Source organism: Micromonospora peucetia, from assembly GCF_900091625.1.
Lineage (GTDB): Bacteria > Actinomycetota > Actinomycetes > Mycobacteriales > Micromonosporaceae > Micromonospora > Micromonospora peucetia.
In genome coordinates, this window is record NZ_FMIC01000002.1 from 4316138 (window position 1) to 4337252 (window position 21115).

At 72.6% G+C, this 21115-nt stretch carries 15 protein-coding genes; 11 read left to right on the forward strand and 4 right to left on the reverse strand.

Annotated elements, in window-relative coordinates; genetic code table 11:
* Positions 1-98 precede the first annotated feature (98 nt).
* From GA0070608_RS20000 to GA0070608_RS20015, 4 genes are read left to right on the forward strand one after another with little or no spacing between them, the layout of a single operon-like run.
* On the forward strand, positions 99-1388 hold the full coding sequence (locus GA0070608_RS20000) for an ABC transporter substrate-binding protein (protein WP_091630103.1): 1290 nt from the start codon (positions 99-101) through the stop codon (positions 1386-1388).
* Complete coding sequence (locus GA0070608_RS20005) at positions 1385-2383, forward strand: carbohydrate ABC transporter permease (protein WP_091630104.1); 999 nt, start codon at positions 1385-1387, stop codon at positions 2381-2383. The genes GA0070608_RS20000 and GA0070608_RS20005 overlap by 4 nt, the downstream gene beginning before the upstream one ends.
* Position 2384: 1 nt before the next feature.
* The gene (locus GA0070608_RS20010) at positions 2385-3221 is read left to right on the forward strand and encodes a carbohydrate ABC transporter permease (protein WP_091630105.1); all 837 of its coding nucleotides are present in this window, start codon (positions 2385-2387) and stop codon (positions 3219-3221) included.
* Between the two features lie 9 nt (positions 3222-3230).
* A complete protein-coding gene (locus GA0070608_RS20015; protein ID WP_091630106.1) occupies positions 3231-4436 on the forward strand; it encodes an ABC transporter ATP-binding protein in 1206 nt (401 codons plus the stop codon).
* A gap of 49 nt (positions 4437-4485) precedes the next feature.
* Here the strand turns inward: GA0070608_RS20015 and GA0070608_RS20020 are convergent, their stop codons facing one another.
* On the reverse strand, positions 4486-5598 hold the full coding sequence (locus tag GA0070608_RS20020) for a winged helix DNA-binding domain-containing protein (protein ID WP_245715843.1): 1113 nt from the start codon (positions 5596-5598) through the stop codon (positions 4486-4488).
* 194 nt (positions 5599-5792) lie between these two features.
* Between GA0070608_RS20020 and GA0070608_RS20025 the strand changes: the two genes are divergently transcribed.
* Positions 5793-6179 carry a DUF4190 domain-containing protein gene (locus tag GA0070608_RS20025; RefSeq protein WP_091630107.1) on the forward strand — a complete coding sequence of 129 codons (387 nt, stop codon included), beginning with the start codon at positions 5793-5795 and terminating at the stop codon, positions 6177-6179.
* A gap of 322 nt (positions 6180-6501) precedes the next feature.
* Entirely contained in the window at positions 6502-7119 is a 618-nt protein-coding gene (gene wrbA, locus GA0070608_RS20030) for an NAD(P)H:quinone oxidoreductase (RefSeq protein ID WP_091630108.1), read from the forward strand.
* A 126-nt stretch (positions 7120-7245) separates the two neighbouring features.
* Here wrbA and GA0070608_RS20035 read toward each other — a convergent pair whose 3' ends face one another.
* Positions 7246-9159, reverse strand: a complete 1914-nt coding sequence (locus GA0070608_RS20035) for an anthranilate synthase family protein (protein ID WP_091630109.1) — start codon at positions 9157-9159, stop codon at positions 7246-7248.
* A 256-nt stretch (positions 9160-9415) separates the two neighbouring features.
* Between GA0070608_RS20035 and GA0070608_RS20040 the strand changes: the two genes are divergently transcribed.
* The 3 genes from GA0070608_RS20040 (at position 9416) to GA0070608_RS20050 (ending at position 13857) form a co-directional block, all read left to right on the forward strand.
* Complete coding sequence (locus GA0070608_RS20040) at positions 9416-10795, forward strand: FGGY family carbohydrate kinase (protein WP_091630110.1); 1380 nt, start codon at positions 9416-9418, stop codon at positions 10793-10795.
* A 99-nt stretch (positions 10796-10894) separates the two neighbouring features.
* Positions 10895-13438 (forward strand): sensor histidine kinase, encoded by a 2544-nt coding sequence (locus GA0070608_RS20045; RefSeq protein WP_091630111.1) that lies wholly within the window; start codon positions 10895-10897, stop codon positions 13436-13438.
* Positions 13435-13857: a roadblock/LC7 domain-containing protein gene (locus tag GA0070608_RS20050; RefSeq protein ID WP_091630112.1), complete on the forward strand. Its 423-nt coding sequence runs from the start codon at positions 13435-13437 to the stop codon at positions 13855-13857. Before GA0070608_RS20045 ends, GA0070608_RS20050 begins: the two co-directional genes overlap by 4 nt.
* Positions 13858-13958: 101 nt before the next feature.
* Here the strand turns inward: GA0070608_RS20050 and GA0070608_RS20055 are convergent, their stop codons facing one another.
* Positions 13959-14684 carry an SDR family oxidoreductase gene (locus GA0070608_RS20055; RefSeq protein ID WP_091630113.1) on the reverse strand — a complete coding sequence of 242 codons (726 nt, stop codon included), beginning with the start codon at positions 14682-14684 and terminating at the stop codon, positions 13959-13961.
* A gap of 102 nt (positions 14685-14786) precedes the next feature.
* Between GA0070608_RS20055 and GA0070608_RS20060 the strand changes: the two genes are divergently transcribed.
* Positions 14787-15635: a helix-turn-helix transcriptional regulator gene (locus tag GA0070608_RS20060; RefSeq protein WP_091630114.1), complete on the forward strand. Its 849-nt coding sequence runs from the start codon at positions 14787-14789 to the stop codon at positions 15633-15635.
* A gap of 35 nt (positions 15636-15670) precedes the next feature.
* Here GA0070608_RS20060 and GA0070608_RS20065 read toward each other — a convergent pair whose 3' ends face one another.
* Positions 15671-17128, reverse strand: coding sequence for a GH1 family beta-glucosidase (locus GA0070608_RS20065; RefSeq protein WP_245715844.1), 1458 nt, complete (start codon positions 17126-17128; stop codon positions 15671-15673).
* A gap of 955 nt (positions 17129-18083) precedes the next feature.
* Between GA0070608_RS20065 and GA0070608_RS20070 the strand changes: the two genes are divergently transcribed.
* Entirely contained in the window at positions 18084-20975 is a 2892-nt protein-coding gene (locus GA0070608_RS20070) for a glycoside hydrolase family 48 protein (protein ID WP_176733990.1), read from the forward strand.
* Positions 20976-21115 lie beyond the last annotated feature (140 nt).

Below are 21115 nucleotides of genomic sequence, written 5' to 3' on the forward strand. Positions count from 1 at the left end.
GGGGCGACGAAACCACTGGTCAGGCGCCCCGAGCGGCTCGCCGTGCGCCGGGGCGCGGAGCCTGCCCCCGGCCTTTGGCCGACCTGAGGGGAGGGGTGATGAGCGACCCCGACAAGGCCCGACACCGACGCCGGCCACGCGTACGCGCGGTGGCTGCCGCCGCGGCGCTGACGCTGGTGGCGCCGATGGCGGCGGCCTGCGGTTCCGGCGGCGACAGCGGTACGCCCACGATCAACCTGTACTACCCGCCGGAGCAGAACCTGCAGAAGGTCGTCGACGACTGCAACGCGCAGGCCCAGGGGCGCTACGAGATCGTCTACCGGGTGCTGCCGAGGCAGGCCGACGACCAGCGGGTGCAGCTGGTCCGCCGGCTGGCCGCGCAGGACAGCGGGATGGACGTCCTCGGCCTCGACGTCACCTGGACCCAGGAGTTCGCCAGCGCCGACTGGATCAGGGAGTGGACCGGACCGGACAAGGCCGAGGTCGAGCAGGGCACCCTCGCCGGCCCGCTGGAGACCGCCCGCTACGAGGAAAAGCTCTACGGTGCGCCGAAGAACACCAACGTCCAGCTGCTCTGGTACCGCAAGGACCTGGTGCCCCAGCCGCCGAAGACGTGGGACCAGATGATCTCCATGGCGCAGGAGCTGAAGCAGCAGGGCAAGCCGCACCAGGTGCTCACCATGGGCGCCCAGTACGAGGGCCTCGTCGTCCTCTACAACACCCTCGCCGAGAGCGCCGGGGGAAAGATCCTCAGCGACGACGGCAAACAGGCCGTGATGGACGCCGGCACCGTCCGGGCGCTGGAGCAGCTCCAGCGCTTCGCCACGTCGGGCGTGACGTCGCCGTCGTTCAGCAACGCCACCGAGGACCCGGTCCGGCTGGAGTTCCAGTCCGGCGACGGCGCGTTCCAGGTCAACTGGCCGTTCGTCTACCCGGCGATGCAGGAGGCCGACCCGGAGCTGGCCAAGCAGGTCGGCTGGGCCCGGATCCCGGGCGTCGACGAGAACACCCCGAGCAAGGTCACCATCGGCGGGGTCAACCTGGCGGTCAGCGCCCACTCGAAGCACCCCGAGGAGTCCTTCGAGGCGGCCCGGTGCATCCGCAACGAGAAGAACCAGAAGTTCTCCGCGATCAACGACGGCGTGCCGCCGACCATCGAGAAGGTCTACGCCGACCCGGAGATGGCCGAGGCGTACCCGATGCGGGACACCATCCTCGAAGAACTCAAGGACCCGGCGGTCCGGCCGCTGACCCCGGCGTACCAGAGCATCTCCACCGTCATGTCGGCGATCCTGTCGCCGCCGTCGGCGATCCGGCCCGAGCAGACCGCCGACGAACTGCGCGACGCCATCGCCGACGCCCTCGAATCGAAGGGGGTCCTGCCGTGAGCGTGAACGCCACGCCGGCGGGCGCCGACGCGACCGCCGAACAGACCGCCGCCCGGTCCGGCCGGGACGCCAGGGTGCCGGCCCAGCACGCCGACCGGGGCCGCAAGGCCCCGCTGAGTGAGAACAAGAAGGCCGAACGCCGGCTGGGCTGGCTGCTCTGCGCCCCCGCCGCGCTGGTCATGGTGCTGGTGACGGCGTACCCGATCATCTATTCGGTCTGGCTGTCGTTGCAGCGCTTCGACCTGCGCTTCCCCGACGAGCGTAAGTTCGTCGGGCTGGAGAACTACGTCACCGTCCTGACCAACGACTTCTGGTGGACGGCGTTCGGCGTCACCGTGCTGATCACGGTGGTCACCGTCGTCATCGAGCTGGCGCTCGGCATGGGACTGGCGCTGATCATGCACCGCACGCTGGTCGGCCGGGGCATCGTGCGGACCGCCGCGCTGATCCCGTACGGCATCGTCACGGTCGTCGCGGCGTTCTCCTGGCGGTACGCGTGGACGCCCGGCACCGGCTACCTGGCCAACCTGTTCAGCGACGGCGCGCCGCTCACCGAGCGGGCCAGCTCGCTGGCGATCATCATGCTGGCCGAGATCTGGAAGACCACGCCGTTCATGGCGCTGCTGCTGATGGCCGGCCTGGCCCTGGTGCCGGAGGACCTGCTGAAGGCCGCCTCCACCGACGGCGCCACCGCCTGGCAGCGGTTCACCAAGGTGATGCTGCCGGTGATGAAGCCGGCGATCCTGGTCGCGCTGCTGTTCCGCACCCTGGACGCGTTCCGGGTGTTCGACAACATCTTCGTGCTGACCGCGGGCGGCAACGAGACCTCTTCGGTGTCGATGCTCGCCTACAACAACCTGATCCGGGGTCTGAACCTCGGCATCGGATCGACGATGTCGGTGCTGATCTTCCTCACCGTGGCGATCATCGCCTTCGTCTTCGTGAAGCTGTTCGGTACCGCTGCTCCCGGCAGCGACGACGGGGAGAGGCGCTGAGATGGCTGACACCACCACCATCCGGGCCAAAGTGCGCTGGGGCCTGCTGGACGCCATCGTGGTCGTCTTCGCGCTGGTCCCGGTGCTCTGGATCATGTCGTTGTCGTTCAAGACGCCGGCGACCCTGACCGACGGGAAGTTCATTCCGCAGGAGTGGACGCTGGACAACTACCGCTCGATCTTCGCCACCGACCAGTTCGTCCGGGCCCTGGTCAACTCGATCGGCATCGCACTGATCGCCACCGTGATCGCCGTGGTGCTCGGCGCCATGGCCGCGTACGCGATCTCCCGGCTGGACTTCCCCGGCAAACGGCTGCTGGTCGGGGTCTCCCTGCTGATCGCGATGTTCCCGCAGGTGTCGCTGGTGTCGCCGCTGTTCGAGATCGAGCGGCAGCTCGGCCTCTTCGACACCTGGCCAGGTCTGATCCTGCCGTACATCACCTTCGCGCTGCCGCTGGCGATCTACACGCTGTCGGCGTTCTTCAAGCAGATCCCGTGGGACCTGGAGAAGGCGGCGAAGATGGACGGCGCGACCCAGGCCCAGGCGTTCCGGCGGGTCATCGCCCCGCTGGCCGCCCCGGGGCTGTTCACCACGGCGATCCTGGTCTTCATCTTCTGCTGGAACGACTTCCTCTTCGCCATCACGCTGACCTCCACCGAGCGGGCCCGCACGGTGCCGGTGGCGCTGTCGTTCTTCACCGGCGAGTCGCAGTTCGAGGACCCCACCGGGGCGATCTGCGCCGCCGCCGTGGTGATCACCATTCCGATCATCCTGTTCGTCCTCTTCTTCCAGCGCCGCATCGTGTCCGGCCTGACCTCCGGCGCAGTCAAGGGATAGGTGGTACTCATGGCTGACATCGTGCTCGACAAGGTGAGCAAGAAGTTCCCGGACGGGACCGTCGCGGTGGCCGACGTCGACCTGGAGATCGCCGACGGCGAGTTCGTCATCCTGGTCGGCCCGTCCGGCTGTGGGAAGTCCACCACCCTGAACATGATCGCGGGCCTGGAGGACATCAGCTCCGGCGAGCTGCGCATCGGCGGTGACCGGGTCAACGACAAGGCGCCCCGGGACCGGGACATCGCCATGGTGTTCCAGTCGTACGCCCTCTACCCGAACATGACCGTCCGGGAGAACATGGCGTTCCCGCTGCGGCTGGCCAAGCTGGACAAGGAGACGATCAACCAGAAGGTGGAGGAGGCGGCGAAGGTCCTGGAGCTGTCCGCGCTGCTGGACCGCAGGCCGGCCAACCTCTCCGGCGGCCAGCGCCAGCGGGTGGCGATGGGACGGGCGATCGTCCGGCAGCCCAAGGCGTTCCTGATGGACGAGCCGCTGTCCAACCTCGACGCCAAGCTGCGGGTGCAGATGCGCACCGTGGTGTCGCGCCTACAGAAGAAGCTCGGCACCACCACCGTCTACGTGACCCACGACCAGACCGAGGCGATGACCCTCGGCGACCGCGTGGTGATCATGCGGGGCGGCGCGGTGCAGCAGGTCGGCCCGCCGCAGGAGCTGTACGACCACCCGCGCAACCTCTTCGTCGCCGGGTTCATCGGCTCACCGTCGATGAACTTCCTGCACGCTGCGGTCGAGGACGGCCGGCTGCGTACGGCGCTGGGTGACGTGCCGATCGGCGAGCGGCTCCGGCGTGAGTTGGAGGGCGCCGACGCCCCGCGCGAGCTGATCGTCGGCATCCGTCCGGAGCACTTCGAGGACGCCGCGCTGATCGACGACGACACCCGCCGCCGGGGCCTGGAGTTCGAGGCGCCGGTCGACATCGTCGAGTCGATGGGCTCCGACAAGTATGTCTACTTCAGTGTCGAGGGGGAGCGGGCCAGCGCCGCCGAGTTGGAGGAGTTGGCGGCCGACGCGGGCGCCGACTTCAGCGGCGGCGGCACCAGCCTGGTGACCCGGCTGTCGGCCGAGTCTCCCGTCGAAGAGGGGCAGACCCGGCGGGTCTGGTTCAACCTGGAGAAGATCCACCTGTTCGACCCGTCCAACGGGCGCAACCTGACCCTGCACGAGGGACGGGCGGCCGGCGCGCTGGCCGACTGACGTACGACGACACGGGCGGGTGGGTCGACGCGACCCGCCCGCCGCCGTTTCAGCCGACCCGCTCGATCCGCAGCGGCAGGCCCAGGAAGCCGGCGTAGCGGCTCAGGGCGACCTCCACGCGGGCCCGGGTCCCCTCGTCGAGGGGCACCAGCGGGTGCACCGTGACCGTCACCCGGGTCTTGCCGACCGTCCGCTTCCAGGTGCCCACGACCCGCCCGTCGCGCACGATCGTGGCCTGGAAGACGCCGTTGCGGCCCGGCACGATCGCATCGGCGTGGGCGGGATCCAGCATCAGCGAGCGGTTCTTGAAGCCCAGCAGGTATTCGTCGAAGCCGGGCAGCACCAGCAGGTCGTCGTCGACCGGCTCTCGGGGGGCGTCCAACAGGGCGGCGTCGACGAGCGCCTCCTCCCCGTCGACGCGCACCACCGTCAGGGCGTCGCCGGCCGCCGCGAAGCCTCGGCGCGCGTCGGTGAGCGTCAGCCCCGTCCAGCCGGCGAACTCCCGGGCGGTGACGGGCCCGTGCCCGCGCACGTAGCGGCGGGCGAGGGTCGCCAGGGACTCGTCCCGCTCCGGCCGGTGCGGGTCGGGCGCCCACTCGTCGAGCAGGGCGAAGGTCTGCTCGGTGCCCACGTTCGGCGCGAGGCAGGTGACACCGCGCACGCTGGCGTACCAGAGCAGGTGGTAGCCGCGCTGGTCGCCGGTGTCGATGCCGGCCGCCGCCAGCGCGGCCAGGCACCGCGCCCGGGTGAGCCGGCCGCCGCCGGCCAGCGCGGCGCCGAGCACGTCGACCGCGCGGTCCGCGTCGGTCTCGGTCAGCCCGAGCTGCGTACGACGGGTCGCGGCGCTGGCCAGCGAGCGTACGCCGGTCAGCTCCAGCATCCAGCGGGCGTCGCGGGGCGGCACCAGGTGCACGGTGCCCCGCATCGGCCAGGTGCGCAGCGCCTCCCGGCGCTCCAGCCCGGCGTGCACGTCGGCGTGGCTGAGCGCGGGCAGTCGGGCGCCGAGGGACCACATGCCGCTGGCCAGGTCCTGTGCCTGCATGGCTCCGAACCACCCGACCACGTCGGCCACCCCGCCCGGACGGGCGGTGGGGTGCGGGCGGAGCAGCAGGCTGGTCATTCGTAGCGCGAGCGCCTCGCGCCCGGTCAGGTCCACGGGCATGGAGGCTCCTCCGGTCGGCTGGGGCCTCAGCCTAGGACCGGCCTCCGACATCGAGCTGCCGGGCTTCGCCCACAGCTCGACGAGAACCGGCAACTCCTACGCATGACGGCCGGCGCAGCGGGAAAGCGGGCCGCCAGGCAGCGGGAATGCGGGCCGTCAGCAGGCGCACCACTCGCGCGCCAGGAGGGAGCGACATGACCGCGTCCAACGAACCGACCCGGGGTGCCGGCGCGCCGACTCGTGCGGGCCGTGCCGGGCCCTCGGCGAAGACCAGCGCCGCTGCGGCATTCGCGCTGGTCTTCGGCGTGGCCGCGCTGATCAGCGTGCTGACGGTCATCCTGTCCTGGATCGGCCTGCTGCTCGGCGTCATCGGCGTGATCCTCGGCATCGTCGGGCTCAAGATGGCCCGCCGACCCGGGGTGACCGGTCGGGGCGTGGCGATCGGTGGCCTGGTGCTCAGCGCGCTGGCGGTGCTGATCGGGCTGGCCTTCGCCGCCGGGATCACCACCTTCCTCAACGACGAGGGCGCGGTGAACCGGATCCAGCAGAAGGTCGACGACCTGCGTGACCGGCTCGACTGACGGGCGGATCGACGGGGGTGTCGCTCCCGACCGCGCTTCGCCGGCGACGCTGCCGGCGGAGCGCGATCCCCCGTTCAGGTTGGCCGGTGCCGGGCGGCTGCCGGTCCGTCGGCACCGGTGGGACCAGCATCCCCGGCCGACGGTCGGCCGGCACCGGAACGCATCGAAACTTGCGGACATCTTGAGCTGCCGCTGGCCGGGCATTCCGCAGAGCCGTCGTCCGCGGCGGGCGGGTCCGGCGGCAACTCCCTGCGCGACCGTTTGCCGGCGCAAATGCCGGGTAGTCGCCGGAGCTGACCCGACATGAGGAGGGAAACATCCGATGGCTGCCCAGACCAAGGTCGCGGTGATCTACTACAGCGCCACCGGCATCACGTACCAGATGGCGCAGGCGGCGTGCGAAGCCGCCGGTGACGCGGGTGCCGAGGTACGGCTGCGCAAGGTGCACGAGCTGGCGCCGGACGAGGCGATCCGTTCCAACTCGGGCTGGCACGCGCACCACCTGGAGACCCAGGACGTCCCCGAGGCGGAGCTGGACGACCTGTCCTGGGCCGAAGTGGTGATCTTCGGGACCCCGACCCGGTACGGCGTGATGGCCGCCCAGCTCAAACAGTTCATGGACACCACCGGGCCGCTGTGGTCGCAGGGCGTGCTGGTGAACAAGGTCTATTCCGCGTTCTGCTCGACGGCCACCTCGCACGGCGGGCAGGAGGCCACCCTGCTGTCGATGTTCAACGTCTTCTACCACTGGGGCGGGGTCGTGGTGACGCCCGGCTACACCGACCCGAGCCAGTTCGTCGCCGGCAACCCCTACGGCGCCTCGCACACCAGCAACAACGGCGAAACGGCGCCGGACGCCATCGCGCTCGGCGCCTGCGCGTTGACCGCCCGGCGGGCGGTGCTGATCGGTACGGCGCTCAAGTCGGGCCTGTCCGGCTGAGTCGGCGGTACCGGCCGAGCCTGCGGCGGCTGGTCGGCGGTGCCGGTGGCGACCGGCGGTCCGGGCGGGGGCTCTCGGCCCGTCCGGACCGCCGGTCGCAGCACCCCTACCCCGCGATCGGGTCGACTATGCGGGCCCGACCGCCCCTGACAGCCTCCCGGCCGGCAGCAGCCCGCTCAGCAGGTCGGCGAGGACGGCCAGGCCGTCGGGGCTGAGCACCGACTCCGGGTGGAACTGCACCCCCGCGAACCCCCGCCCGCGCAGCGCGTGCACCGCGCCGTCCACCGCGTCCCGGGCCAGCTCCACCGGGCCGTACGGGGTGGCCAGCCGGTCGGCGTCGGCGCGCGCCGTGAAGGTGGAGTAGAAGCCGACCCGGCGGGCCCTGCCGAAGATGTCCACCTCCCGCTGGAGCCCCTGGTAGGGCGCGTCCCGGCGGTGCGGCGCCAGCCCGAGCAGACCGGCGAGCAACTGGTGGCCCAGGCAGACGGCCAGGGTCGGCCGGCCCTCGGCGAGCAGGTCGGCGAGCAGCCCGCGCATCGTGCGCATCTTCGGCTCGGTGGTGCTGCCCGGGTCACCAGGACCGGGGCCGACCACCACCAGGTCGTGGGCGTCCACCGGGCCGGCGGCGTGCCACGGCCGCAGCGTCACGGTCAGGCCGAGCGCGCCCAACTGGTGGGCCAGCATGCCGGTGAAGGTGTCCTCGCCGTCGACGATCAGCGCCCGTCGGCCGGCCAGCCCGGGCAGTCCGGCGGCGCCGGGGGACCGTTGGTCCAGCCAGAACCGGGCCAGCGGGGCGTTGCGCGCGGCCAGCGCGGCCCGGACCTGCGGGTCGTCGGCGAGGCGTACGACGGGATCCGGGCCGGCGGCGGGCGCCTGCGGGCCGAGGCCCAGCGCGGCGAGCACACCGGCCGCCTTGGCGTGCGTCTCGGCCACCTCGCCCTCGGCCGTCGAGTGCCGGACCAGGGTGGCGCCGACCGGCACCCGTAGCCCACCGGCGGGGGAGATCTCGGCGGTACGGATCAGGATCGGTGCGTCCAGGGTCTGCCGGCCGGCGTCGTCGCGCCCGAGCAGCGCCAGTACCCCGGCGTAGTAGCGCCGCCCGGTACGCTCGTGCCGGGCGATGACCCGGCAGGCGTTCTCCATCGGGCTGCCGGTGACGGTGGGCGCGAACATCGTCTCCCGCAGCACCTCCCGCACGTCCTTCGTGCCCCGGCCGGCGAGCAGGTACTCCGTGTGGGCCAGGTGGGACATCTCCTTGAGGTACGGCCCGACCACCTGACCGCCGTGCTCGGCGACCGTGGCCATCATCTTCAGCTCCTCGTCGAGCACCATGTACAGCTCCTCGACCTCCTTGGGGTCGGCGAGGAAGCGCAGCAGCGCGGCCCGGTCGGGGCCGGCGGCGGTGTGCCGGAACGTCCCGCTGATCGGGTTCATCGTGACCAGGCCGTCGTCGACGCTGACGTGCCGCTCCGGGCTGGCCCCGACCAGGATCCGGGTGCCGGTGTGCACCAGGAACGTCCAGTACGCCCCACGCTCGCCGAGCAGCAGCCGGCGTAGCGCGGCGAGCGCGGCGACCAGCGGCGGGCCCTGCACGGTGGCGCGCAGGGTCCGGTGGATGACGAAGTTGGCGCCCTCGCCGCGCCCGATCTCCTCGGCGAGCACCCGGCCCACGGTGGCGGCGTACTCGTCGTCGGTGACGTCGAAGCCGGCGTCGGCGGTGCGTACCGGCCCGTCGGGCAGCGCGGCGAGCGCCTCGGCCAGGTCGATCCGCTCGTGCCGGGCGATCTGGAGGAACTCCAGTGGGACGCCGTCGTCGACGCAGGCGAAGCCCCGCTCGGTGACCTGCCGGTAGGGCACCAGCGCCAGGGTCCGGGGGCCGGCAGCCCCGTCGGGCAGCGGGATGTCGGCGAGCCGGTCCGCCGCGCGTACCGTGCCGGTGAACAGCTCCAGGTGCGTGGCGCCCTCGCGTCGGACGAGCGCGAAGGGGCCGGGGTCGACGCCGCCGGCGATGGCGGCGAGCAGCTCGGTCAGGTGGGTCATCGGGGTCTCCTCGGGCCGGGCGGCGCCCGGCGGGGCGACCGGGAGGGCCGGGGAGAGACCGGCGGCCGCCTCGTCGGGCGGCCGCGTGGGGAGCTACGCGCGGGAGATGGCCGCCGGGTCGGCGGGCCACCAGCAGGACAGGTGCGCGAGCATGCGATCACCCTATGCGGTCCGCGCGCACCTCGGGAAGCCGATCGGGCGTACAACCCACCCGCTGGGACGCCGGGACCCGGCGTACCGGGTAACTTTTCCCGCGATGAACATTCTCGCGCTGGACCTGGGCACCTCCTCGGTACGCGGACTCGTGCTGGACGCGGACGCCCGCCCGCTGCCCGGTGCGCTGGCCCGGCGCAGGGTGAGCCTCGTCGTGCACGACGACGGCACCGGCACCCTGGACGGCCCCGGCTACCTGGCCTGCCTGGTTGAGTGCCTGGACGAGCTGGCCGCTGGCGGCCACCTGCGTGACGTGTCACTGGTGGCGACGTCCGCGCAGTGGCACTCCGTGGTTCCCGTCGGCGCCGACGGTGTGCCCCTCGGGCCGGTGCTGACCTGGCTGGACACCCGACCGGCGGCCCTCGCCGGGGCGAGCGGGCCGGCCGACCCGGCCGACTTCCACCGGCGCACCGGCACGTGGTGGCACCGCTGTTACTGGTCGGTCCGGCTGCCCTGGCTGCGGGAGCACACCGGTGGCCGGATCGCCCGGTTCGCCGGGCTGGCCGAGTACGTGTTGGGCGAGCTGCTCGACTCGGCACCCATGTCGATCTCCCAGGCCTCCGGCACGGGCCTGCTGGACCTGCGGACGCTGGACTGGGACGCCGAGGCCTGCGAGCTGGCCGGCAGCCGTGCCGGCGAGCTGCCCGAGCTGGCCCCGACGAGGTGGCGCGGCCGGCTGCGGCCGGCGTACGCGCGGCGCTGGCCGCAGCTCACCGACGCGCCGTGGGCGGGTCCGGTCGGCGACGGCGCGGCGTCGAACGTCGGCTCTGGCTGCGTCGAGCCGGACCGGGTCGCGGTGACGGTCGGCACGTCGGCGGCGGTCCGGCTGGTGCAGCGCGTCCCGGCGGGGGAGGCCATGCCGCTGCTGCCCGAAGCGCTCTGGCGCTACCGGGTCGACCACGACCACGTGGTGACCGGCGCCGCCTACTCCTCCGGCGGCAATCTCTTCGCCTGGGCCGACCGGGAGCTGCGGCTGCCCGAGGGTGCCGAGCTGGAGGCCGCCCTGGCCCGGGTGCCGCCCGACGGCGGCCGGCCGGTCAACGTCCGCTTCGGCGGCGACCGGCCGCCCGGCCTGGCCCCGGCGGGGTCGGGCGAACTGCGGGGCCTGAGCTTCGGCAGCACGGCGGTGGAGATGCTGGCCGGGCTGATGCGAGGGCTGTGCGACCTGGTCGCCGAGGACCTCGTCGGGCTGGAGTCCACCGTCGACAAGCCGGTCGAGGTGGTGCTCGGTGGGGGAGCGGTGGCCGCCTCGCGCTGGTGGCGTACGACGTTCGCCGCGGCGCTCGCGCCCCGGGCGGTGTGGTACGGACGCAACCCGGAGGTCGGGGCGAGCGGCGCGGCGCTGGTGGCGTCGGGCCGCGTGGGTGACGCCTCCCGGCTCGCGGCCATCGTCCGGACGGACGAACCCGACTCACCCTCCTGAGTCGCACCTCAGCCCGGACCGTTGACACAGCTTGCCGGCCTGATTGGATGGACTCCGCTCCCCGGCTCGCGGCGGACGCGAGGCACGCAGGAGGCAGGTGTGGGAGCAGGTCCGGAAGCGTCCGACGGCGTGGTGTCGCACCATCGCCGCCGGTTCGACGTCCGGGTCGTCCCGCACCGCCGCCGTTCCCCGTTCCGGTTGCGGGACTGGCGGATGCGCACCAAGCTCACCACGGTGCTGGTCATTCCGTCGGTCGCGTTCCTGGTGCTGGCCGGCGTGCAGACCCACACCCTGGTCGGTCGGACGACCGCGCTGGGCGACTTCGCCCAGCAGGTGGGCATCGGCCGGGAGATCGTCGCGGTGGTGCACCAGCTCCAGCAGGAACGTGACCGGGCCGCGGGCGAGCTGGGTGAGCTGCGCCGCGGCGGCGCGGGTGCCGACCGGGACGCGACGATCGTCGAGCTGAAGCCGATGCAGAGCGCCACCGACCAGGCACTGCGTGAACTGCGTCGGGCCGCCGAGCCGCTGGCCGACGCCGACGCGTCCTGGCGGGTCGCCTACTCCGAGGTGTTGGCGGCCTATGACCAGGTCATCTACATCCGGGCCGCGATCCCGCCGGCGGTGCTCGGCAGCGACACCATCCTCAGCAACTATCACCGGGCCGTCGACGCGTTGCTCCGCCTCCTGGCCGAGCCCTCGCCGGGCGAGAACCGGCCCGCCCTCAGCGACGCGGTGCTGCGCTACGTGCAGCTCGCCCGGGTCAAGGAGCTCTCCTCGCGGGTGCGGGCCCAGCTCTACGAGGCTGCCCGCACCGGCCGGTACGGCGTGGAGGACCGGGTGGTCCTGACCGACCTGCGCGCCCAGCAGCTCACCGCGTTGGGCGCGTTCCGGGTCGCCGCCACCGCCGAGCAGATCCGCCGCTACGACGAGACCTCGGTGGACCCGGCGTTCCTGGCTGCGGCCCGGCTGGAGGAGCAGAGCCTGCCGACCGGGGCCGCCACGCCGACCGTGCTGCCGGCTCCACAGTGGTGGGCGGCCGGCGAGCAGCGCCAGGAGTTGCTCCGCCGGGTCGAGGCGTCGGTGCTCGACGACGCCGTACGGCAGGCCGACGAGGTCAGTGCGACGCAGCTGCGGACCACGCTGCTGGTCGTCGGCAGCATCGTCACGGTACTCCTGGTCGGCCTGCTCATCTCCGTGCTCGTCGGCCGGTCCGTCGCCCGGTCGATGCGGCTGCTGCGCGGCCAGGCGCTGCGGATCGCCCAGCTGGAACTGCCGGACGCCCTCGACCGGCTGCGTACCGTGACCGGGGGCGTCCCCACGATCGAGGTCCCGCCGGCGGTGGTCCGTTCGCTCGACGAGATCGGCGAGCTGGCGGAGGCGTTCGTCGCGGTGCACCGCAGCGCGGTCAACGTCGCCGTCGAGCAGGCCACCACCCGGCGTAACGTCAATGCGATGTTCGTCAACCTGGCCCGGCGCAGCCAGGTGCTCGTGGAGCGCCAGCTGGAGCTGCTCGACGACCTGGAACGCGAGGAGAGCGACCCGGACCAGCTGGAGAACCTGTTCAAGCTCGACCACCTGGCCGCCCGGATGCGACGCAACGACGACAGCCTGCTGGTGCTGGCCGGCACCGAGGCGACCCGCCGGTGGAACCGACCGGTGGGGCTCGGCGCGATGCTGCTGGCCGCCAGCGCGGAGATCGAGCAGTACCAGCGGGTCCGGCCCGGATCGGTGGCCGACCTGCACGTCGTCGGCCACGCCGTGGGCGAGCTGGTCCACATTCTCGCGGAGCTGCTGGAGAACGCCACCTCCTTCTCCCGTCCGGACACGGTCGTGGCGGTCACCGCCCGGGCCGACGGCGCCGGGGCGGTCATCGAGATCACCGACCAGGGGCTCGGTATGAGCCCGACCGCCCTGGCGGAGGCGAACGCCGTGCTCGCCACCCCGCCCGCCGCCGACGTGGCGACGGTCGAGCGGATGGGCCTGTTCGTGGTCAGCCACCTGGCGGCCCGGCTCGGCGTCGAGGTGCGTCTGGACGGCGGCGAGGATGGTCTCGTCGCCCGGGTGCGGCTGCCCGGCGGCCTGCTGGCCCCGGCACCGGAGTGGGCGGCGCCGGTCCCGGCGCGGATGCTGACCGCCACGGCCGGCGCGGCCTGGGACGGCCTGCCGCCCGGCGAACTGCCGGTGGCGGGGCGACCGCCGGTCTGGGGCGGGGTGCGGCCGGCGGGCGAGCTGCCGGTGGCCGGGCGGCGGCCGGAGGACCCGCCCCGGCAGGCCCGGCCGGCCCCGGTCCGGGCCGAAGCCGTGCTTGCCCCGGCCAGCCGGCCGTCCGCGCCGGCCGGTGAGGGCTGGTGGTCCCGGCAGGGGCCGGTGCCCGGCCCGGTGCCGGAGACCTCACCCACCCCGCCGGCCGTGCCGGTCACCGGCGGAACCAACGAGCGTGGCCTGCCTGTCCGGGTGCCGATGGCGCAGCTCTCCGCCGTCAGCCGTCCCGTGCAGCCGGCGGTGCGCCACGATCCCGACCCGGAGGCGGTCGGGGGGATGTTGTCCCGGTTCTACAGCGGGGTACGGCGGGCAGAGGCCGAGGAAACCACCGAGATTTTCATGCCGCCGGGCGGCGTACGCAGCGAAGGGGGACAGCGATGACGACGTTGAGCCGGGAGGCCCGCGACCTGAGCTGGCTGGTCAGCGGGTTTGCGGAGCGGGTGCCGGGGGTGGTGCACGCGATCGTGGTCTCCTCCGACGGTCTGCTGGTCGCGATCTCCGACCACCTGCCCAGGGACAACGCCGACAAGCTCGCCGCGGTGACCTCGGGGCTGATGAGCATCACCGCGGGCGCGGCCCAGATGTTCGACGGGGACGTGGTCAAGCAGACGGTCGTCGAGATGGGGCGTGGCTACTTTCTGGTCATGCAGGTGCGCGACGGGTCCATCCTGGCCACCCTGGCCGGGGCGGACGCCGACATCGGCGTGGTCGGCTACGAGATGGCGCGGCTGGCGAAGCAGGCGGGGGAGATGCTGACCCCGGCGCTGCGGGCGGAGTTGCAGCAGGCCCTGCCGCGCTGACGGAGGACGTACGGTGGGACGCCGGGACCGCTGGGCCACGGCGTCCCACCGCCGGCGACGCACCGGCGTCCCCACGAGACAGCCGGTGTGTCACCGGCCGTTCACCAGGGCAGCGGCCCGGCCTCGTTGAAGTAGCCCCCGCTCGGCCCGTCGGCCGGCAGGGTCGCCAGCCGGATGGCGACCGACGCCCCCTGCTGCGGGGTGTAATCACCCTCGCCGCCGTTCATGTCCGTGGCGCAGTAGCCAGGGTCGGCCGCGTTGACCTTGATCGGTGTGTCCCGTAGCTCGTTGGCGTAGGAGACGGTCACCGCGTTCACCGCGCTCTTCGAGACGTTGTAGGCCACCATCGGCATCCGGGAGGTCGGCGACGTCGGGTCGGTGGCGGCCGTGAGCGAGCCCAGTTCGCTGGACAGGTTGACGATCCGTCCGGCCGGTGCCCCGCGCAGCAGCGGTAGCAGCGCGTTGGTCACCGCCACCACCCCTAGCACGTTCGTCTCGAAGGTGCGCCGCACCGCATCGAGCGGGGTGGCGCTCGGGGCGATCCCGAAGTCGAGCAGCACCGCGGCGTTGTTGACCAGCACGTCGAGCCGGCCGTACGCCTGCTCGATGGTCCGGGCCGTGGCAGCGACCGACTCCGCGTCGGTGACGTCGAGGCGCACCGTCGACACGTCGTACCCGGCGACGGCGAGCTTCTCGGCCGCCTCCCGGCCCCGCTGCGCCGACCGGGCGCCGATCAGCACCCGCATTCCTGCCGCGGCCAGTCCCCGCGCGATCTCGTAGCCGATTCCCCTGTTGGCCCCCGTGACGAGGGCGACCTGTGCGCTCATGCGGCCAATCCTGCACGTCGGGGCCCGGGCCCCAAAAGGCACCGTGGAACCAGGGATCACCGGTCCCTGGTTGGCCCGGACCGCCCGAGCCACGATGGGTGGATGGACCGTCCACTGCTCGCCGAGTTCCTGCGCAGCCGCCGCGCCCGGGTACGCCCGGAGGACGTCGGGCTGCCGCCTGGCGTACGGCGGCGTACTCCGGGCCTGCGCCGGGAGGAGGTCGCCCAGCTCGCCGGGATTTCGGTCGACTACTACAACCGGCTGGAGCAGGCTCGCGCACCCCGGCCGTCCCGGCAGGTGCTGGCCGCGTTGGGGCGTGCCCTGCTGCTGTACCCGACCGAGCGGTCGCACCTGTTCCGGCTGGCCGGCGAGGTGCCCGATCCGCCGGCCAGCCCGGACGACGTCGTGCCGCACGGGCTCCGGCATCTGCTCGACCGGCTCACCGACACGCCCGCCTACGTCATCGACGCCCGGTACGACCTGCTCGCCTGGAACTCGCTGGCGGTGGTCGTGCTGGGTGACCCGGACGACTGGGCGCCGGGCGAGCGCAACCTCGCCTGGCGGATGTTCCGGGGCCGGCCGGCCCCCGACGTCGACGAGGCCGGCGCGTGGGCCGTCGCCGCGCGGTGCGTGGCGGACCTGCGCGCGGCGTCCGGCCGCTACCCGGACGATGCGGCCCTGCGGCGGCTGCTGGCCGGGTTGCGCGCCGACAGCCCCGAGTTCGACCGCCGCTGGCGGGATCAACCGGTCTGCGTACGCGACGGATCGGACCGGATTCGCCTGACCCACCGGGCGGTGGGCGAGCTGACGCTGGACCGCGAGGCGCTGGAGTTGGCCGGGAGCGGGCAGCGGCTCGTCGTGCACACCGCCGCACCGGGCAGCCGGTCGGCCGAGGCGCTGCGGCTGCTGACCGTCATCGGAACGCAGTGGCGGCCGGCGCCGGCGAGCTGACCGACGCGCGGACGCCTGGCTCGCCGGGCCGGCGCTCAGATGCCGTTGGCGGCGATGACCTGGCGGTACCAGTGGGCGCTGCGCTTGAGCACGCGCCGCTGGGTCTGGTAGTCCACATAGACCAGACCCCAGCGCTCGTCGTACCCCGCGTCCCACTCGAAGTTGTCGAGCAGGGACCAGACGTGGTAACTCTCCAGCGGCACGCCGTCGGCCACGGCCCGGTGGACGGCGGCGAGGTGGTCGCGCAGGAAGGTGACCCGCCCGGCGTCGTCGACCGTGCCGTCGGCGTCGAGGGTGTCCGGGCTGGGCAGCCCGTTCTCGGTGACGGTCAGCGGGATCGGGCCGTAGTCGCGGGTCACCCGGGTGAGGATGTCGTACATCCCGTCGGGGTGGATCTGCTGCCAGGGGGCCTGCGAGGTGGGCCAGCGCCGGGTGGTCGTGCCGTCGGCGGTGAGGTAGTACGGCGTGTAGTACTGGACGGCGAGCAGGTCGACCGGCGCGGAGATGGTGGCCAGGTCGCCGTCGCGGACGCCGCGGGCCAGCCGGCTGTCCGGGCCGAGGTCGTCGAGCACGTCCTGGGGGTAACGGCCGGTGAGGATCGGGTCGAGGTAGAGGCGGTTCTCGTAGCCATCGTGGAGCCGGGCGGCCCGGGCCGCCTCGGGCGAGTCGTCGGCCGGGTAGCAGGGGTGCAGGTTGAGTGCCGGGCCGATCCGGCCGGCGCCGGTGGCGCGGTGCGCCGCCACGGCGAGCCCGTGGGCCAGGTGCAGGTGGTGGGCGACCAGGTACGCGGCGTCCGGGTCCTGGCGGCCCGGGGCGTGGTGTCCTTCGAGGTAGCCGTTCTGCACCACCGTCTTCGGCTCGTTGACGGTCAGCCAGACCGGCACCCGGTCGCCGAGCGCGCGGAAGACGATCTCGGCGTAGTCGGCGAACCGGTGGGCGACGTCGCGCGACTCCCAGCCGCCTTCGTCCTGAAGGGCCTGTGGCAGGTCCCAGTGGAACAGTGTCGCCATCGGCGCGATGCCCCGCTCGTGCAGCCCGTCGACAAGGCGGCGGTAGAAGTCGAGTCCGCGCTGGTTGGCCGCGCCGGTGCCGTCGGCCTGCACGCGGGGCCAGGAGATGGAGAACCGGTAGCTGGCCAGCCCGAGGTCGTGCATCAGGTCCAGGTCCTCGGCGTACCGGTGGTAGTGGTCGGCGGCGACGTCGCCGGTGTCGCCGTTGCGGGTGCGGCCCGGCGTACGGCTGAAGGTGTCCCAGACCGACTCGCCCCGGCCGTCCTCCTTGGCGGCGCCCTCGATCTGGTACGCCGAGGTGGCCGCCCCCCAGCCGAAGCCCGCGGGGAAGCGCAGCCCGCCCGCCGGCACCTCGTCGGTACGCGGCGCGGGGCCGGCGGACCCGTTCCCGCCGCCCGTGACGGCACCCGGTCCGGTGCCGGTGGTGGCGGCGGTGGCGGGCGGCGCGGCGCCGAGGGACGGGCGCGGGGTGGGCATCGACATCGGTTCTCCTCATGGTGTGCGTGGCCGCCGCCGGGCCGGGAGCGCTCCCAGCATAGGGCAGGAGCCGCCGGCCGGTCGCCTCCGCCCGGGTCGGGCCGGGCGGGGGCGAGCGGGGACGGCGGGAGGGGTGTGGCGTGCGCCCGTGGCGGCGGTGCGGGCGGCGGGGTGCGCGGTGACGCGCCGGAGCTCGGGTGGCCGACCGCAGGACGCCGGGACGCCGGGGCGTCGACCGGGCGGTGCGGGCGGACAGCGGACGAGGCCGGTCGGAACGGCGACACGGCCAGTCCCGTCGGCCTCTTTTCCCATCGTGGACGGCGGTTTAATGTGGGGACGGGGGAGGGCAACCCCCGTCCCCACCGTTGCTGCACACGCACGGGCGGAATTGGCGTCCTGTCGTGCGTGTCGCGCGGGAGCCGGGCCACGCGAGTGGCTGGCGGATCCACCTCCCTCCGTGTCGGCGGGATGGCTGACGGCGGCGTCCGGGCTGGCCCGCTGTCAGCCCTTGGGCTGACTCCCCGAGGTCCGTCGTCGACGGACCTCGGGGTGATCTTCTATTTGGACCTCCGTCGATGGAAGCGCTCCCATCGACCGATGTTGCGACTGTAACGCCCGTCACGACTTTGTGAAAGCCCCAAAACGAGATCGAAACATGTTGCTGCTCCGGTGCGCCGACGGCCATTGTGGGAGCGCTTCCATGCGTGGCACACTGTCGCCACCGCGACGCGGAGCCAGATCGCGCAAGCGTGGGTCGCCGAGGGCAGCCGGTGTCTCCGGTACGGCATCCGACGCAGACGGTGGAGTTGTCGCCCCACAGCGGGCGCCGTCCGCCGCACCCCGGCCTCGGGCCGGGGCGACCACCATCCCCGGGCGCCCGAATCCCCGTTCTCGGGAGGGGTGCCCCGCCGGGGCCTTCGTCCCCGGCCAGGTCCGAGGAGACACCGCGCACATGAGAAATCTGGCAAGACGTCGCCGCCTGGCGATGGTCGCCGCCACCGCGCTCGCCGTCGGCGGGGTGACCCTGCCGGCCGGCGCCGCGCAGGCCGCCCCCGCCTGCGACGTGGTCTACGCGACCAGCGACTGGAACAACGGCTTCACCGCCAACGTCACCATCAAGAACCTCGGTGACCCGATCAACGGCTGGACGTTGAAGTTCGCCTTCCCCGGCGACCAGCGGGTGACCCAGGGCTGGTCGGCCAGGTGGAGCCAGACCGGCAACCAGGTCACGGCCACCAGCGAGTCCTGGAACGGCGGCCTCGGCACGGGCGCCTCGACCAGCATCGGCTTCAACGGCTTGCACAGCGGCACCAACCCGAAGCCGACGTCCTTCTCGGTCAACGGCGTGACCTGCGGCGGTGCGCCGCAGCAGCCACCGACGGTCGGGCTGACCGTGCCGGCCGGCCCGTTCGAGGCCCCCGCCGACGTGCCGTTGAGCGCCACCGCCAGCGACCCGGACGGGACGATCAGCAAGGTCGAGTTCTACCGCAACGGCCTGCTGGTCAACACCGACACCACTGCCCCGTACGGCTACACGCTGGAGGACCTGCCCGCCGGCGCGTACACCGTGCAGGCCAAGGCGTACGACAACGCGAACCTGACCGCCACCGCGGAGAGGTCCTTCACCGTCACGGCGGCGTCCGGGCCGGTGCTGGTCGCCACCCCGTCGGCGGTGAGTGTGACCGAGGGCGGCAGCTCGACGGTCAACCTCAAGCTCAGCGCCGCGCCGACGGCCAACGTGCCGGTGACCCTCGCCCGCACCGGTGACACCGACATCACCGTCTCGCCGGCCTCGGTGACGCTGACCCCCGCCAATTGGAACACCGGGGTGAACGTGACCGTCGCGGCGGCGGAGGACGCCGACACGCTCGGCGGTACCGCCACCCTCACCGCCTCAGCCACCGGATACGCGCCGCTGGCGATCACCGCCACCGAGATCGACAACGACAACGGCGGCGGGGACAACACCTACGTCAAGCGGTTCCTCGACCAGTACGGCAAGATCAAGAACTCCGGCTACTTCAGCCCGGAGGGCGTGCCGTACCACTCCATCGAGACGCTGATCGTCGAGGCGCCCGACCACGGGCACGAGACCACCTCCGAGGCGTTCAGCTTCTGGCTCTGGCTGGAGGCCCAGTACGGGCGGGTGACCCAGAACTGGGCGCCGTTCAACAACTCCTGGACGGTGATGGAGAAATACATAATTCCGAGTCACGCCGACCAGCCGACGGCCGGCTCGGCGGGCACCGCGCAGTACGCGGCCGAGCACGACCTGCCCAGCCAGTACCCGTCGCAGCTGGAGCCGTCCGTGCCGGTCGGCCAGGACCCGCTCCGCTCGGAGCTGCAGAACACCTACGGCACCGGTGACATCTACGGCATGCACTGGCTGCTCGACGTGGACAACACCTACGGCTACGGTCGCTGCGGCGACGGCACCACCCGGCCGGCGTACATCAACACCTTCCAGCGGGGCACCCAGGAGTCGGTGTGGGAGACCGTGCCGCAGCCGTCCTGCGACACCTTCGCGCACGGCGGGCGCAACGGCTACCTCGACCTGTTCGTCAAGGAGGCGAACGCGCCGGCGAAGCAGTGGAAGTACACCAACGCCCCCGACGCCGACGCGCGCGCCGTGCAGGCCGCGTACTGGGCCCTGACCTGGGCCAAGGCGCAGGGCAGGGAGGCCGACGTGGCGGCCACCGTGGCCAAGGCCGCGAAGATGGGTGACTACCTGCGGTACGCCATGTTCGACAAGTACTTCAAGAAGATCGGCAACTGTGTCGGGGCGGCCACCTGCCCGGCCGGCACCGGCAAGGACTCGGCGCACTACCTGATGTCCTGGTACTACGCCTGGGGCGGCGCGTACGAGCCGAACCAGAACTGGTCGTGGCGGATCGGCTCCAGCCACAACCACTTCGGCTACCAGAACCCGTTCGCGGCCTGGGCGCTGACCAACGTCAACGAGCTCAAGCCGAAGTCGCCGACCGCGGTCACCGACTGGACCAAGAGCCTGGAGCGGCAGTTGGAGTTCTACACCTGGCTCCAGTCCGCCGAGGGTGGCATCGCCGGCGGCGCGACGAACAGCTGGGGTGGCAACTACGGCCAGCCCCCGGCCGGCACGTCGACCTTCTACGGCATGTACTACGACGTCGACCCGGTCTACAACGACCCGCCGTCGAACCAGTGGTTCGGCATGCAGGCGTGGTCGATGCAGCGCATCGCCGAGCTCTACCTGGAGACCGGCAACGCCAAGGCCAAGGCCCTGCTGGACAAGTGGGTGCCGTGGGCGGTCGCCAACACCACGCTGGGCACCAACTGGTCGATCCCGTCGGACATGAGGTGGACCGGCCAGCCGACCACCTGGAACCCGGCCAACCCGCAGCCCAACACCAACCTGCACGTCGAGGTCACGGTGAAGGGCCAGGACGTCGGCATCGCCGCCGCCTACGCCCGCACCCTGATCGCGTACGCGGCGAAGTCAGGCAACGCGGCGGCGAAGAACACCGCCAAGGGGCTGCTGGACGCCCTGCACGCGGCCAGTGACGCCCAGGGCGTCTCCACTGTGGAGAAGCGCGGCGACTACCGCCGCTTCGACGACGTCTACGACGCCGGCACCGGTCAGGGCCTCTACGTGCCGCCGGGCTGGACGGGGACGATGCCCAACGGTGACGCCATCGCCGCGGGCAAGAGCTTCGTCGACATCCGCTCCTTCTACAAGAACGACCCGGCCTGGCCGAAGGTCCAGGCGTACCTGGACGGCGGCCCCGAGCCGGAGTTCAAGTACCACCGGTTCTGGGCGCAGGCGGACGTCGCCATGGCGTACGCGGACTACGGCAAGCTCTTCCCCAACGGCTGAACCGGCTCCTCCGGGTGGGCGGCGCGGCCAGCTCACCCGGAGGCCAACCGGCCCACTCGCCACCCGGATACGCACCCGCCGCGAAAACGCCCGAAAAACCGGCCACCACGGGATCACGCGCGGGGCCGCGACGCTGTAAC

Coding starts and splice junctions, on each gene's coding strand:
- GA0070608_RS20015 (WP_091630106.1), top strand. CDS start 3,231: ATGGCTGACATCGTGCTCGACAAGGTGAGCAAGAAGTTCCCGGACGGG.
- GA0070608_RS20035 (WP_091630109.1), bottom strand. CDS start 9,159: ATGACCCACCTGACCGAGCTGCTCGCCGCCATCGCCGGCGGCGTCGAC.
- GA0070608_RS20025 (WP_091630107.1), top strand. CDS start 5,793: ATGACCGCGTCCAACGAACCGACCCGGGGTGCCGGCGCGCCGACTCGT.
- GA0070608_RS20000 (WP_091630103.1), top strand. CDS start 99: ATGAGCGACCCCGACAAGGCCCGACACCGACGCCGGCCACGCGTACGC.
- GA0070608_RS20060 (WP_091630114.1), top strand. CDS start 14,787: ATGGACCGTCCACTGCTCGCCGAGTTCCTGCGCAGCCGCCGCGCCCGG.
- wrbA (WP_091630108.1), top strand. CDS start 6,502: ATGGCTGCCCAGACCAAGGTCGCGGTGATCTACTACAGCGCCACCGGC.
- GA0070608_RS20055 (WP_091630113.1), bottom strand. CDS start 14,684: ATGAGCGCACAGGTCGCCCTCGTCACGGGGGCCAACAGGGGAATCGGC.
- GA0070608_RS20050 (WP_091630112.1), top strand. CDS start 13,435: ATGACGACGTTGAGCCGGGAGGCCCGCGACCTGAGCTGGCTGGTCAGC.
- GA0070608_RS20040 (WP_091630110.1), top strand. CDS start 9,416: ATGAACATTCTCGCGCTGGACCTGGGCACCTCCTCGGTACGCGGACTC.
- GA0070608_RS20020 (WP_245715843.1), bottom strand. CDS start 5,598: ATGCCCGTGGACCTGACCGGGCGCGAGGCGCTCGCGCTACGAATGACC.
- GA0070608_RS20010 (WP_091630105.1), top strand. CDS start 2,385: ATGGCTGACACCACCACCATCCGGGCCAAAGTGCGCTGGGGCCTGCTG.
- GA0070608_RS20065 (WP_245715844.1), bottom strand. CDS start 17,128: ATGTCGATGCCCACCCCGCGCCCGTCCCTCGGCGCCGCGCCGCCCGCC.